Source organism: Actinomyces sp. Marseille-QA0893, from assembly GCF_976954355.1.
This window is the reverse complement of record NZ_CDRJSY010000001.1, coordinates 589,065-603,524: the sequence shown is the minus strand read 5'-3', so window position 1 is coordinate 603,524 and position 14,460 is coordinate 589,065. Positions and strand designations below refer to the sequence as shown.

Sequence of the window (14,460 nt, the reverse complement as noted above, 5' to 3'; positions counted from 1 at the left end):
TTTCTCTTGAAACGAGTAGTTGGGGGTATGCGATCCGCATACCCCCAACAAGTATTTTGGGCGGCACCGTGAAGATGCCGCCCAAAATGCGATGCTGTCCTTACTTCAAATCAGCGGGCCACCAGGACACCGCGGATACTCGGCAGGTCAGTGCCTTCGCAGGAAGATCAGCCTCTGCCTTGAATTGCTTCGATTCACCCGGATTGATTCCCTCAATCTTCGCTTGCGTTGTCGCAGTATCAGTGGTTCCTTCAAGCGATGAAGTGATCGTGAGGGTGAGGTTCGACTTCTTCATGGAGCTCGTTGCTTCCTTCGGGCCCTTGTACTTCTTGAGCTCGCCCGAAATCCTCACGTGATTGCCGTCAGCTTCGCACTTGAGGCTGATGTCCTCCAAGGAGGCTTGTAGCTTGGAGTAATCCTGATTAATAGTGAATGCCTTGACCTTGTTGGGGCAGACTTGCTCTGCGTATTCGCCCTTCGGATCAACGGTCTTCAACTGTTTGAGGAGGTCTTGGATCTTGCCTGCATCACTGGCAGATGCGGGGGTGACCGAATCACACCACGGCTGAACTCGAGCCGTGGCTGCTTTCTGTTGCGTTTCAGTGAGTTGTTGCTCAATCGAGGCTGACTGCGACTGAAGATTACTGGTCTCTGAACTCAGGGAGCTGACCTTCTGGTAAGCGAGCAGGGCTTGAACCAGTGTGACAACTGCCCAGATCAAGCTGATAGCGCACAGCGCGGCGGTAATTCGCACAACACGCTTCGGCATCTTCGAAGAGGGAGCCTTCGTTTCCTGCGGCTTCTCGGATTGAGTGGATTCACCTGTTGCCTGGGGATTCATGCTGCTCACTTGCCCGACCCTTCCAGCTGTTTGTTCAATGCGTCAAGCTTCTTTTGCTGTTCCGCGACACTTTGACGCAGTGGCTGAATTTGAGCGTCAAGGATGGAGGCGCGATCTTGATTGTGCTGTGCAGAATTCATGAGTGCAAAGCCGGACACAGTAAAAGCGACCGTCAAAAGCACATACATGACGGTGAGGAACTTTTGCTTACCCGTCCACGCGGAGGGTTTCTTCGGCTTTGCGGGCTTCGCTGGGCGTGCAGGCGCCATGGGGGCCGCGGGTGCGCCGGGGAAGCCAGATGTGCTGCTTGATCCGTATGCTCCCTGCGTTGTCGAGGTGTAGGAAGGCCGCGTTGGTGCCGCTGAGTAGCCCGCTTGGGGGACGCCAGGAACGCTCGCCTGGGGTGCGCCACCGTTACGAGGCTGGGGCTGCGCGGAAGGCATGTGGGTAGCTGGCGCGGATGCGGGGCGAGCCTGAGCGAAAGGCGCTTGGGGCTGAGCCAAGGGTGCTTGGGCCGGCGCGGACGCAGGGCGAGCCTGCGCGAAAGGTGCCTGGGGCTGGGCCAGGGGCGCCTGAGACTGTGCGAGAGGTGCTTGGGCCGGCGCAGAAGAAGGACGCGCCTGCGCAAACGGTGCCTGAGGCTGAGCGCTTGAAGCCTGAGCAGATGGGTACTGCGCCTGTGCAGAGCCACTTGCTGAAGCTGAAGGGTTTGCAGGCACAGCGCTGTAGGCAGATGACGAGGTCGTCACTCTACCGGCAGGGCTCATGCCGCTTGTGGCACCGTTTGCTGCCTGTGTATAGCTGGTCCACTGCGATCCGTCCCACCATCTGAGCTGGGAGGAGTTCGAGGGATCGCGGTACCAACCCGGCTGCGGATTTGTCATGGCGGGATCCTTCCTATACGTCGCCCTTTATTGAACGGTAACATGCTGTGCGAATACTGTGAACATTCTGGACGCGAGAGTGTCTTACTCGCCACTGTATCCACTCTTATCTCGCAATATTCTGGGTTTCCTCGCCACTGGAAGCTACCCTTAGTCCTTATGGCCCAATTCCTCGCACAGAACCATCTTCTGACTCTTTTCCTTGTCGTTGGACTCGGTGCTATTTTAGGGGCGATTCGCGTCGGCCCCTTCCGTTTTGGGGCGGCCGGAGCTCTCTTCGTCGGCCTCCTGGTCTCTGCATATAGCCCCGAAGCGGGGCATGGGACTGCAATTATTCAACAAATCGGATTGGCCTTTTTCGTTTACACCGTCGGTATTGCCGCAGGATCGACATTCTTTGCCGATCTGCGTCGCCAGAGTTCTCTCTTGGGCTCTGCGACCATTATCTGCATCCTTGGAGCCATCATTGCCTGGGCGGGTGGTCATTTCCTAGGACTGGGCAAGGGCCTCGTCACCGGGTTGTACACGGGCGCACTAACCGCGGCCCCTGCGCTCGACGCGGCCACGCGGGTCAGCGGAAGCGGCGATGCCGCAGTGGGATACGCCTTCGGTTATCCCATTGGCGTGATTGTCGGCATCGTCGTCGTCACGATGACAGTGACGCGCAAGTGGATCGGCGAAAAAGACACCCCCTCACTCGCGGGCGCTGGATTAGACGCGGTAACCGTCCGCGTCGAAAGGGCTGTGGCAACTCGCAAGATCCCCGCCTGGCGAGAAGGACGCGTCCGCATGTCCTACCTGCAGCGTGAGGGACGTACGCGAGTCTTAATTCCCGGTGAAGAACTGCGCAAGGGAGACCTAGTTGTTCTGGTCGGTGGTTCCTCGGCAATCGCAGAAGTTGTCGAGCAACTTGGCGTCCAGACCGAGGCGCACCTGGCTGATGATCGCTCGGACGTGGCCTTCGAACGCATCGTCGTCTCCAGCCCAGACGTAGCGGGCCGATCGATTGCGGAACTCAATATGGCGACCCGCTTCGGTGCGGCTATTACACGAGTTCGACGCGGCGACCTGGACCTGCTCGCCAGCGATGACCTCAAGCTCAATCTTGGCGATCACGCGGCAGTCGTTGTCCCTCAAGAAGAACTCGACAATGTCCAGAGTTTCCTCGGAGACTCCGAGCGTCGCGTGAGCGAAGTCGATGGAATGGCTTTCGGAATCGGCATGGTTCTGGGAATGGCGCTCGGGGCAATTCCATTCCCCATGTTTGGCGGAGCAACCTTCCAGTTGGGCTCAGCTGCTGGCCCACTCATCGTCGGTATGCTCCTTGGTGCGCTTCGTCGTACAGGTCCGCTGGTATGGACCCTGCCGGCCTCGGCGAACATCACGATCCGTTCCATTGGCCTCATGCTCTTCTTGGCTGCCCTGGGTCTCAATGCTGGCCCCGCTTTCGTTGAGCTATTGGCCAGCCCCCAAGGGTGGAAGGCCGCTCTCCTTGCGTTGATCATCGTTGCGGCCTGTTGCGTCGCACAGGCTATCGCGGGCCGCTTCCTTGGCTTGTCTGCGCCTCGTAGTGCGGGTGCTGTCGCTGGGTTCTTGGGACAGCCGGCCGTTTTGCAGGCTGCGGATGCGCGCGTGGCTGATGAGCGAATCGAGGCCGCCTACGCAACGATGTTTGCTTTCGCCATCATTGTCAAAATTTTCTTGGTGCCATTTATCTGGACACTGTGAGCAAAGGAGTCACTCATGGCAACACCGGATTTTGTTCTGGAACTACGTCGGCACGTTGGGCACTCCATGCTGTGGCTTTCGGGTTGCACAGCTGTCGTCTTACGAGGCCGTGATGGAGCTGCGATTAATTGGCAGGCTCCCATCGACCCCGCTTCCGTCGAGATCTTGGTCGTCCAACGCGCGGATAATCATCAGTGGACCCCGGTGACCGGGATTATCGATCCGGGCGAGGAACCTGCTTGGGCAGCGCTTCGTGAGATTCTCGAAGAGACGGCCTGCAAGGCGCGTGCACAGCGTCTGATCAGCGTCGAAGTCGTAGGCCCCGTGATCTATGAGAATGGGGATCAAACGACCTATCTTGACCTGGCATTCGCATGTGAGTGGGAGGACGGAGACCCCTTCCCGGCCGATGGGGAAAATACTCAAGCTGCTTTTGTTCGGGGCGATGAACTTCCACCGATGAATGATCGCTTCAGGCGAACGATTGCGCGCGCGCTGAGCGGCGAGCTTGCTGCTTCCTTTAACTAAGACATGAAAAGGTGGTGCCCGGGTGAGAATTCACCCGGGCACCACGGCATGTCAATCAATCAGGCGCCAAGCCAGTAGGCAGCCAACACCTTACGAAGATCAAGAAGATCTTGGACATGGCTCATCTCGCGAGCCGAGTGCATGGAGAGCAATCCAACACCCACATCAACGGTCTCGATGCCCAGACGCGTTGCGGTGATTGGGCCAATCGTTGTCCCGCAGGGCGAGGCGTTATTCGATACGAAGTCCTGTGAAGAGGCTCCTGCACGTTTGCATGCACGCTTCCACAAGGCGATACCCACACCGTTTGTTGCGTAACGCTGCTTAGCGTTGATCTTGAGGACCGGGCCGCGGCCCATGACCGGGTGATGCGAAGGGTCGTGGACCTCCGGGTAATTCGGGTGCACCGAGTGCGCCGCGTCCGCGCTCACACACGTAGACGAAGCAATCATGCGCGCGTAGCCGTCTTCATCACGCCCGAGCGCCCAAGCAGTGCGACGCAAAACATCTTCGAGGATTGGGCCAGCAGCGCCTGTGCGCGATTCGGAACCAACTTCTTCATGGTCGAAACAGGACAAGACGATAATGTCCCCGCCTTCAGGAATGCCCATTCCTGCGATGTCTTCCAGTGCCGCCAGTGCTGGGTGGACCGAAGAGAGATTGTCCTGGCGTCCAGCGGCAACAAATTGTGCCTCCGAGCCAAAGGTCGCGGGGCCCTGTGAGGGAGTACAGATCAGATCGAAGGAAACGACCTCGTTTGCGTTTTCCAGACCAGCAGCGCGGGCGATGGTGTCCATCAGTGAGGCATCGGGGGTGTCGACCGTCCATACGGGGTGCAGATGTTTCTGGGGGTCGAGATGCAAAGACTCGTTGACGCCTCGGTTGAGGTGGATTGCCAGCTGCGGAATGCGTGCCAGCGGCGCAGTGCGGACCAGGATTTCTTCTCCCGAGGCCATGATCAGTCGACCCGCAACGCATAGTTCGCGATCGAGCCAGGAATTCATGATCATTCCGCCGTAGACTTCGACCTCGATCTGCCCCCAGCCATCGCTTGTTGTGGTTTGGGGGGAGGGCTTAAGCGTGAAAGCGGGGGAGTCTGTGTGTGCGCCGACAATTCGGAAACCGGTTGAGTCGGTGACGTTTTGGGGAACCATCCATGCCATGACGGCTCCGCCGCGAACCATGACATGCCCGCCGGGGCTTGCATCCCAAGGATCTTTTTCGCTTTGGCGGGTGAAGCCTGCGTCTTCGAGGCGCTGAGCGACAAGAGAGGCCGCGTGATAGGGCGTGGGGGAATCAGCTAGAAAATGGAGATAATCGAGAGTATTAGAGTCGAGTTCTGGATTTTTAGACTCAAGTCGTGGTGTCATACCTGCATTTTACGCTGCACATTTTATTCAGGAGTGGGTGGACATATGTGCAGCGGTACTTTTTCGCTCACATGTATTGAGTCGCGCTTTGTTTCAGTAAATGCGGGATGACACTAAAACAACTTTGTTCAAGTATTTAGATGCAATTGTTGTCAGATCATATTAGTTCGTAATAATTCGATGAAAATCCGTCCGGTTTATTTGCGCATTTGCGCAGGTCAGGGGCTAGTTTTATTTCTCTGAGACTGATAAATTAAAAGGGTGATTACTCAAAGCAATGAGACTCTCCTCGATGAGAGCGAAGCTGAGCTTTGGCACGCGTGGAGTTCTGTTACGCGTGCTGTTCAGAGCGCCTTGGGTTCCGAAATTAGCAAGAGCGCTCCTTTGGCTTTAATCGAGTTTGAAATGCTCGATGAGCTTGCTAATGGAGAACAACCTATGCGTTCTGGAGAGCTTGGGGCTCTTGTCTCGTTAACGCGCTCTGGAACCAGCCGCGCGATTTCCCGTCTTGTCGCTAAGGGCTTCATCAGTAAAGAAGGATCGTCAACGGATCGACGCTCCGTTCTTGTGTGCCTCACCCCCGAGGGGCGCAAGGCCTACGAGGCCGCTAATAGTGTCTTCGCAAACGCAGTCCGCAGCGGGCTTCTCAGTGCGGTAGACGGCAATGACCGCGACACCTTACTGAGAATCCTTAACGTCATCTCCGACACGATTCTCTAAAAGAAAAGTGGGGCAGCGTAAGCTGCCCCACCCCACATTCTGGGTCTACACGGTTAGAACGACTTCCTGTAGACGTTGGTTTCGCGCTGAAGGAAACCAACCCGACGGTAGAGGCGGTTCGCCGCCTCTCGCGTCGGCCGGGATGTTAGATCGACTGTCCGAGCCCCCAACGCCTTGGCGTGGTCCACTGCGGCTTCCACAAGACTTTGGCCAACGCCCTGTCCGCGCACGGCCTGATCCGTCACAACATCTTCAATCCATGCGCGCCTTCCCGTTGGGATATCAAAGACGACCAGGGATAGCATGCCCACGATCTTCTCCTCATCATCTACGGCGCACACCAGGTGCAGGCACTCTTGGTCAAAAAGCTCCTCAATCTGCTCCACGGACAAGGGCTGCGCGGAGGAGGACAGCTGCGGAAGCAAACGGTCGAAGGCCTCGTGAACCTGATCGTGAGAAGAATCGGGAAGCGTATTCAGGATCTCGATACGCATGGGTGCTCCTTATTTGGTGCGTGAACAATGGCCAAAGTTATGCCATTGAGGATAGCGCGAGCACTCCTTTAGGAGGCGCGGCTCAAGCGAAATGTATCGTTATGTGAACCCACTGCAGCACGTGCGCGCAATGAGTGCACAGCTGCCGGGGTGGGCGTGGCCGGGGTCGGAAGCGAGGCCTCGGGCTTGGAATCCTGCAGATCCGCAGCCGTCGCTTGGACAGAAACGGAGTGATCAAGAGTGTTTTCTTGCCTGCCGGATGCTTCCTTCTCCGGAGCGAAGACATAGCGGCTCTGCGCGGAGTAGGAGACCAGGTACATCGTCGTGTCAGCGATAATCTTTGCCAGCCATAGCGGCATTCCCAGGCTCGTCATCACGGAAAGCATGATGTAGGAGCCAGCGACGACCGCAAGTGCCAGGGACGCATAACGCATCGCACTGCGACGCAGGGAGGTGCCCTTGGCCTCGAAAACATGGCGATTCATTGTGAAGTTCACCGAAGCGCTGACCAAACGAGCAGCAACAACGGGGAAGAGCAAAGTACCCGTCACCGCGTTCAAGAGAAGAACCAAGACATAGTCGATAATGGTCGCAATTCCTGAAGATGCGGCGAACTTCAAGAGCGGGGCCCAAATTCGCGCGGAATCTTGCAGCGGACGGAAGTGAGAGGTCGGGTTTCCGGCCTCGTAAATCGTCTCAATCGGGATTTGTGTCACCGGATGACGGTACTTCGCAAGCTGCAACAGGACGCGGAGCTCGTACTCATAACGATCGCCCTCGATACCGATTAACGTCGGTAAAAGGTCAATCGGGAAGGCGCGCAGACCAGTCTGGGTGTCCTTGAGCTTCCAGCCGGTTGCAAGCCAGAAGAGCCCAGAAGTCGCGCTATTACCAATCCTCGAACGTGCCGGAACATGACCGACGAACTCGCGGACGCCCAAAACACTCTGATTGGATGTCGCGCAGGCCTGGCCCACGCGGAAGATATCGACAAGCGTGTGTTGGCCATCGGCGTCTGCAGTCACAACGCAATCATTGATTCCAAGGCTTTGGGCGTGGTCATAAATGTAGGTGAAACCAGCCCGAAGCGCGTACCCCTTACCGCGGTTGCGTTCGTAGGAGATGACGTGTGCGCCCGCGGTGCGCGAGGCATCGAAGATATTCCGGTATTCTTCGCCGGAACCGTCATCGACCACAACAATGCGCATTGCTGAATCAGCTCGGTGCAGCTCAAGGATGAGACGCGGCAATCGTGCATCCGGTTGGTAAGCAGGAATTAACACGTACATGGCTCAAGCTCCCTTCGTGATGTAGATGATGTCGGAGGTAGCGCGTTCGCCACCGTTAGAGGGGTTATTGACGACTTGGCCGTTGAACCACATTTCAGAGGAGCCACCGCCGTCGAGGTTGTAGGCGGTCTTTGCGCCCAGGCTCTGCATGATTTCGGCTAGGCCGCTCATCGTTACGCCGCTTGAAGTTCGCGAGCGACCATCCACAACGACGAAGACAAAGTGGTTGTCGTCGATGATGCCGATCGCGGTTCGCGGCTGCTTACCCTGGATGGAGTGGTTACCGAAGTTGGTATCGATCTCCAGGTTGTCGATTCCGCTGATCACCTGGCCGTCCTGCAAAAGCGCCGGGCCGAAGGAGAGGGTCTGCCACACGCCCTCGTTGACCAGGGTTTGAGCGTTGGTCTGAGTTTCGTCGTAGACCTTCATCGTGCCGTCCTTGTAGATGGCCAGGCCTTGACGAGCGCCACTGTCGCGGTAGATTGTGCCGTTTCGGATCACGATGCCCGTCGAGCGGAAACCGTAGTAGTCGCCGTTAATAGCGAAGACGGCGTTGTTATCCGTTGCGATTGAGGACACCAGGTCCGTGATGTTTGCACCGAACTGATCGTTTGCGAAAGCGGAACGTAGAGCAGTCGCGTCGGAGAGCTGAACATCCGCGACGTAGTAGGTGACGCCGTTGTTTTGGACCTGCTTGACGGAGATCTTGGTGTTTCCGTTCGTGTAGGTATCCGAGGTGATCGTTGCGCTATCCGTATTCAGAGAAGTTGTCTGCGCGTTGCCCTGGGCGGCCTCGTACGAAGAAGCGCTGGTGACTTCAACGTGGTCGATCACGTAGCGGTTGAGGGCCCATGCGGTTGTTCCACCCAATGCCAGCGTGATTGCGGTTGCGCCCGCAATGATTCCGTTGCGTAGTCCCTTGCGACGACGCTTCGTGGGGCGGGTGCGGTGGGTAGGCGCGGTGTGCTCTGCCGAGGCCGAGGAACCTTCCGTGCTGGAGGCCTGAGTCTGGGCGGTGGCTGCCTGCTGGCGAGCAGCGAGGGTGCGTGCAAGATCATCGGCCGAAGGGGCGGCCGGCTGGGGAAGGTTGTTCGTGTTCATGGCTACAGAATCCACTGGCGGATTCTGTAGGGATTATGGACAAGCTGTGCGTGACCTGTGGAAGAAAAGAACTCAAAAACTCCTTGCATTTGATGAATGTTCGCTGGAAGATAGATGAGTCACGTCTAGGCAAAGGAGCCCGACACGATGATAGACAAACGCGTCTTTTGGCGACCCCTGGCCATCCTTGGGGCACTCGCCTTGTCCCTTCCGGGATCAGCAGTTGCACATGCTACTGAAGGTGCAACAGATACCCCTGTTATTCTCAACGCCCCAACGACCATTAGTGCGGGACAACTTCGTGCAACGGTCTCACACGAATTCCCACAGGTCACCGGATATACCTTCGCGGGAAACCCCGTTGGCGGCCGTGCGGAAACGCTTCACCAGGTCACGATCGACGGAAACCAATACACCGTCGACACTGTTGAAGCTCAGCGCGTTTCCGACCAGAAAGTTGCCTACACGGTAACTTTCGTGGGCAGCGAGATCACGATGAAAGCCGAGATCGAGGTACAGGAAATTACCTCGCACGCCCAAGGAACAGAGGGGGCAAAACGACCGACTCTGACTTTCCGCATCACTGAGATGAACGGCGCGCACACGGTGGAAATTCCCGGCCACGGCCTCGTCTCAGTCAATGCAGACCAAGGCGGAGCATACGCATGCGGAATCACGGGAGTATCCCGAGGCGCGGCCAATGGCGACTCCTATGCGGGTGTTGACGATACTTTTGCCAGCATCACCGCCTCGACGCCCATTGATTACTACGAACAACCCAGCGCCTACCTCATGGTCAACACCAATAAGGTCGCCGTCGGGATGGAGACTAATGCGACCTACGACCAGCCCCAGGGCTATGAAGCCAACTGGAATTCCAGGTGGAAGCGCCAAGTCATTGAACAAAACGGCATCAAGACTCTGATCGCGCAAAACGGTCAGTGGACCTACCGTTCCGAGGCCGCGACGGATGCGATTGGGGACGAAGAGCGCCCCTATACGACACTTGTCTTCACAGGAGACGCGAATTCATCGGGCAGTGTTGATTGGCAAGATGCCGCAGTTGCCTATGCGGATATCACTCCTGAGATCACTGGCGCAGCCGACAATCATAAGTGGGTTGTCACCCACATTCCCTTTGATTTCGGTTCGGCCGCAACGCATCCCTTCCTCCAGATCGCCGATGACGTCAAGCGCGTCAGCCTTGCAACTGACGGCTTGGGACAGCGCGTCATGGTCAAGGGCTATGCCTCTGAAGGGCACGACTCGGGCCACATGGACTACGGCGGTAACATCAACACTCGCGCCGGTGGCGAGGCTGACTTCGGCACTCTCTTCACCAGCACGAAGGACGTCAACGCGATCTACGGCGTTCACGTCAATACAACCGAGGCCTACCCGGAAGCAAACTCCTTCAGCTCTCTTCCCTTCACCGGTGGCCGCGGATGGAACTGGCTCAACCAGTCCTACTACGTCAATCAGCGTGATGATTTAGGCAACGGCGGCGCTGTTAATCGATTCCAGGAACTGCGCAATCAATTCCCCTTAAGCAAGTACCCCAATTTCCGCTGGATCTACATCGATGTCTACTACGGTTCGGGCTGGCAAGCCGACCGCTTGGGCAACGAACTCAACAAGATGGGATGGGAAGTCGGATCCGAATGGGCAGACCGCTTCGAGAGGCACTCCCTGTGGTCGCACTGGTCGAATGACGAGCACTACGGTGGCGCAACCAACAAGGGATTGAACTCCCAGGTCATCCGTTTCGTCGACAACGCGAATAAGGACAATTGGAACCCGAATGTTGTCTTGGGCTACCCCCAGATCGTTGAGTTCGAAGGCTGGACCGGCCACCAAGACCAAGATGCGTTCTACCGCAATATCTGGTCAAACAACCTGCCCAGCAAGTTCCTCCAGAACTCGCGCATCATGCGCTACGACACCGCGGATGCAGGGGACGGAAAGACGAAGCACACCTACACATTCGCTAACGGAACGGTAGCTTCGGGTTCGACGGCTGTGACCGCTCAAACAGAGGCAAGTTACGTTGTCGGAACGATCCAGGCAGACATGTCGTCCTCGCGCGAATTTGTCTACGACGGGGCAACAGTCCTTCGAGGCGATAGCTACCTCTTGCCGTGGAAGGACAACGGAACTTCTGCCGGAGCAGATCGCCTGTACTACTACAACCCCGCTGGAACTGCGACGGAGTGGACTCTCACCAAGTCCTACCAAGGCGTTGGTTCTCTAGCCGTCTACCGACTCACCGATCAAGGACGCGTGAAGGTTACTGATCTGGCTGTCTCTGGCGGAAAGATCACCATCCCGGCCTCGGTCTATGACGGAGTGGCTGAGGGCGATCGCGACCACACGGCCTTCGTGCTGGTACCAGAAAACGCCCCCGCAGCCGTCTCGACCCCCGCATGGGGCGCAGGAACCGTCTTCGCTGATCCCGGATTCAACTCGGGAAATTTGAGCGGCTACACAACGACTGGTTCAGTCAGCGTCGTGAAGGATCCCCACGGTGATCCTGTCGCACAACTGGGTGCAGGCAAGGCCTCGCTGTCCCAAGAGATGACCCTCAACGCAGGAACCTACCAGGGCAGCGCGTGGCTACAAATCAACAATGGAAAGACCCGCAAGGTCACTATTTCCGCCTCGGGAGATGGCGTGACAAGCGCCGGATCGCAGCAGCGAAATGGGGACTTGGGGGCAACTCGAGACAAGCCTGTAACGACAGTCTTTGAGGACTTCGAGAATATTGCGGAAGGCTGGGGACCCTTCGTCAAGGGCGATGCCGGCAATATCACGGACCCGCGCACAGTTCTGGCCTCGCTGAACGCTCCCTACACTCAACGAGGCGGAGTCCTTCCCGACCGTTCGCGTAAGGCGACGGATGACGCGATTGCGGGACACTGGTCGCTGAAGAGCCACGAAGAAAACGGTGGTCTTGTCTACCGGACAGTTCCGCAGACCGTGAATCTGCAGGCGGGACACCGCTACCGCATTTCCTACGACTACGACAACGCCGTGAGCGGCTCATACTACTGGGTCACCGCATACGACTCTGCGGGAGCTGACGGAGTCAGTGCGAACTATCTCGATTCGACGCTCCTTCCCCAAACGGAGAGGCCCTCGCACTTCGTTGAAGAACTCAATGTTGGTGCTTGCGGCTCCTACTGGGTTGGCCTCTACAACGTCCAGGGAGGAAAATCAGGAAACGATTTCTCGATCGATAACTTCCGAGTTGAAGATCTTGGAACAACCGCCGACGTCCCCGCCTGCGCTGCTGCAAGCATCGCAACCCAAGGAAGCGCGATCGAAGGCAAGACCGTCCAGGTAACAACGACCTTGGTGAATAATGAGTCCGCGGATGTCACCAATGTCCGCAGCGAATTGAGCCTTCCGGCTGGGTGGAGTGCACAGGCGACTTCACCCACGACTGCCGAGACTCTTGCCAAGGGAGAAACCTTCACCACCACGTGGACGGTGAGCATTCCCGAAGGGGCCGGCGGCAATGCCGTCACCTTGACGCACCAGGCGCACTACCGGATCGGCGATGAAGACCGTACCGCTGTGGGCACAACGAGCGTGACAGCTCTGGGATCCATCAGGTCCAATGCCGTCAACTACCTCTCTGACATCCCCTTCTCATCGACGTGGAACTCCAACGGCTGGGGACCCGTCGAGCGTGATAGCGAGGTCGGGGAAGATCAAGCAGGAGACGGTGATCCGATCTCAATGAACGACCAGCCCTATGCCAAGGGCCTGGGCGCACACGCTCCCAGTGACCTCGGTTTTGAACTGGACGGAAAGTGCACAACCTTCAAGGCAACTGTTGGCGTGCAGGATGGACAGTGGAGTGGCTCAGTGACCTTCCACGTCATCGGTAGCACTGACGGTTCCAACTGGTCCGATGTTGTTCCAGAAACTTCGGTCATCAGGGGAGGAAGCGAACCGAGGGATATCTCGGGCAATGTTCGAGGGATGAAGTACATCCGCTTGATCGTTGGAGACGGCGGCAATGGCAACGGTAACGACCACGCGAACTGGGGTAATGCCCGAGTGCTGTGTGGAAACGCTACCGAGGGCGGCGACACCCCCGCCCCTGAGCCCACGCCGACTCTGACGCTCAAGGACTACACGGGAGCCCTCCAGCTGGTCAGCGCACCGGCTGCCTACGAAGAGAACCCTGCCTCGAACATGTTCGACAAGGACCTGACGACCTTCTACGACAAGGATTGGGTCAACCTCACCGACCACCCCAGCACGATTGATCTCGCCCTCTTCGAAGGAAGCGATCCCACTGGCGCACAGCCGGTGAGCATCGGCGGTCTGTCGATCGCAGGACGAGCGGGACAAGCCAATGGCCGGCCCAAGGCCTACGAGGTCTATGTTGGCCAAGACGCAGCGAACATCAATCAGAAGGTTGCCGAAGGCACTTTGAGGAACACTGCTCTTGCTCAGCGTATTACCTTCGACGAGGCGGTGAACGCGAAGTATGTGCGCATCCGAGTCCTGAGCAATTACAAGACCAAGGCTGACCAACCCGATGGCCTGCTTGCAATCGCTGAGCTGGGTGTTCTTGTTCCTGACGGAACGACGCGCGCAGCTGTTTCAGGAAGCGATCGCAGTGCTGGTACGCGAAGCGCACGCCGTGCTCGCTCCTTGGATGATGAGCAAGCGCTGACGGTGAATACGAATGCTGAAGGACTGGTAGGACAGAACTATCTGGATGTCCAGACGGTGAACGATACCGATCCTGCTGCAAACCCAGAGACCGTCATCGACCGAACCTGGGCCGAAAACTGGATGGCTGCGGATCAGAAGCACCGGACCAATAGTGATCCCAGTTCCTTCCAACGCGTTCCTGTGACTTTCACGGTCGCGAAGGATGGAACGAAGGTGCGCTTCACCATCGCCGCTGATGAGGGCGATGCGCCGGTCTTGTTCGACAATCTCCGCATGGTGAAGATCGAGCGTCCTACGACCAACGATCTTCTTGGCGTGGATTGCATGGCTGATCCGACCCCGGAGGCGTGCACAACAATGCGTGCGAACGCACGCATTGGCTTGAGTACTGCACTCAGCGTCTCACTGCCGGCACCGACTCCGGACCCAACTACGGATCCAAGTACTCAGCCGACAACGGATCCCACCACCCAGCCAAGTGGGGATCCAAGTCCCCAGCCCAGCGCCGATCCTTCTCAAAGCGGCGCGCAGCAGGCAAGCCCCGCTGCTCAAGAGCAAGCGGGCGCGGCCTCGGCAAAGGATGGAAAGAAGAAGAGCACCCGCAAGGACAAGAAGTCATCTCTTGCACGCACGGGTGGCGAAACAAGCACGATCTTGATCAGTGCCGCCCTTCTGACAGCTGCAGGCTACGCACTGCGCAGGCGGCGCATGAATTGAGGTGAGTATCCCGGTGGGGAGCTGAGCTGAGGGGCAGCTCCCCACCACACATAAGGCGGGGGGGCCGGGGATTCACCGGCACCCCCGCCTATAGCT

Annotated in this window: 10 protein-coding genes; 4 read left to right on the top strand and 6 right to left on the bottom strand. The window is 57.7% G+C overall.

What is annotated here, in order from left to right; all coding sequences use genetic code 11:
• Positions 1–100: 100 nt before the first annotated feature.
• Positions 101–850: a hypothetical protein gene (locus ACWNMW_RS02805; protein WP_449489949.1), complete on the bottom strand. Its 750-nt coding sequence runs from the start codon at positions 848–850 to the stop codon at positions 101–103.
• Positions 847–1,725: a DUF2510 domain-containing protein gene (locus ACWNMW_RS02800; RefSeq protein WP_449489948.1), complete on the bottom strand. Its 879-nt coding sequence runs from the start codon at positions 1,723–1,725 to the stop codon at positions 847–849. Before ACWNMW_RS02800 ends, ACWNMW_RS02805 begins: the two co-directional genes overlap by 4 nt.
• 159 nt (positions 1,726–1,884) lie before the next feature.
• On the opposite strand from ACWNMW_RS02800, the gene ACWNMW_RS02795 reads away from it, so the two are divergent.
• Positions 1,885–3,453 (top strand): aspartate:alanine exchanger family transporter, encoded by a 1,569-nt coding sequence (locus ACWNMW_RS02795; protein ID WP_314212413.1) that lies wholly within the window; start codon positions 1,885–1,887, stop codon positions 3,451–3,453.
• 15 nt (positions 3,454–3,468) lie between these two features.
• Positions 3,469–3,981: an NUDIX hydrolase gene (locus ACWNMW_RS02790; protein WP_449489947.1), complete on the top strand. Its 513-nt coding sequence runs from the start codon at positions 3,469–3,471 to the stop codon at positions 3,979–3,981.
• Positions 3,982–4,040: 59 nt separating this feature from the next.
• Here the strand turns inward: ACWNMW_RS02790 and ACWNMW_RS02785 are convergent, their stop codons facing one another.
• Entirely contained in the window at positions 4,041–5,351 is a 1,311-nt protein-coding gene (locus tag ACWNMW_RS02785) for a M18 family aminopeptidase (RefSeq protein WP_449489946.1), read from the bottom strand.
• Between the two features lie 261 nt (positions 5,352–5,612).
• On the opposite strand from ACWNMW_RS02785, the gene ACWNMW_RS02780 reads away from it, so the two are divergent.
• Positions 5,613–6,071: a MarR family winged helix-turn-helix transcriptional regulator gene (locus ACWNMW_RS02780; protein WP_052040830.1), complete on the top strand. Its 459-nt coding sequence runs from the start codon at positions 5,613–5,615 to the stop codon at positions 6,069–6,071.
• A 53-nt stretch (positions 6,072–6,124) separates the two neighbouring features.
• Here the strand turns inward: ACWNMW_RS02780 and ACWNMW_RS02775 are convergent, their stop codons facing one another.
• The 3 genes from ACWNMW_RS02775 to ACWNMW_RS02765 all read right to left on the bottom strand — a co-directional run bounded on the left by ACWNMW_RS02775 (position 6,125) and on the right by ACWNMW_RS02765 (position 8,955).
• A complete protein-coding gene (locus ACWNMW_RS02775) occupies positions 6,125–6,565 on the bottom strand; it encodes a GNAT family N-acetyltransferase (RefSeq protein ID WP_449489945.1) in 441 nt (146 codons plus the stop codon).
• Positions 6,566–6,633: 68 nt separating this feature from the next.
• On the bottom strand, positions 6,634–7,854 hold the full coding sequence (locus ACWNMW_RS02770; RefSeq protein ID WP_449489944.1) for a GtrA family protein: 1,221 nt from the start codon (positions 7,852–7,854) through the stop codon (positions 6,634–6,636).
• 3 nt (positions 7,855–7,857) lie between these two features.
• Entirely contained in the window at positions 7,858–8,955 is a 1,098-nt protein-coding gene (locus tag ACWNMW_RS02765; protein ID WP_449489984.1) for a phosphodiester glycosidase family protein, read from the bottom strand.
• Positions 8,956–9,102: 147 nt separating this feature from the next.
• Between ACWNMW_RS02765 and ACWNMW_RS02760 the strand changes: the two genes are divergently transcribed.
• Positions 9,103–14,364 carry an endo-alpha-N-acetylgalactosaminidase family protein gene (locus tag ACWNMW_RS02760; RefSeq protein WP_449489943.1) on the top strand — a complete coding sequence of 1,754 codons (5,262 nt, stop codon included), beginning with the start codon at positions 9,103–9,105 and terminating at the stop codon, positions 14,362–14,364.
• Positions 14,365–14,460: the final 96 nt, after the last annotated feature.

Excerpts from the sequence above, each read along its gene's own strand:
- ACWNMW_RS02785 (WP_449489946.1), bottom strand. The coding sequence starts at position 5,351 with ATGACACCACGACTTGAGTCTAAAAATCCAGAACTCGACTCTAATACT.
- ACWNMW_RS02800 (WP_449489948.1), bottom strand. The coding sequence starts at position 1,725 with ATGACAAATCCGCAGCCGGGTTGGTACCGCGATCCCTCGAACTCCTCC.
- ACWNMW_RS02765 (WP_449489984.1), bottom strand. The coding sequence starts at position 8,955 with ATGAACACGAACAACCTTCCCCAGCCGGCCGCCCCTTCGGCCGATGAT.
- ACWNMW_RS02760 (WP_449489943.1), top strand. The coding sequence starts at position 9,103 with ATGATAGACAAACGCGTCTTTTGGCGACCCCTGGCCATCCTTGGGGCA.
- ACWNMW_RS02795 (WP_314212413.1), top strand. The coding sequence starts at position 1,885 with ATGGCCCAATTCCTCGCACAGAACCATCTTCTGACTCTTTTCCTTGTC.
- ACWNMW_RS02770 (WP_449489944.1), bottom strand. The coding sequence starts at position 7,854 with ATGTACGTGTTAATTCCTGCTTACCAACCGGATGCACGATTGCCGCGT.
- ACWNMW_RS02790 (WP_449489947.1), top strand. The coding sequence starts at position 3,469 with ATGGCAACACCGGATTTTGTTCTGGAACTACGTCGGCACGTTGGGCAC.
- ACWNMW_RS02775 (WP_449489945.1), bottom strand. The coding sequence starts at position 6,565 with ATGCGTATCGAGATCCTGAATACGCTTCCCGATTCTTCTCACGATCAG.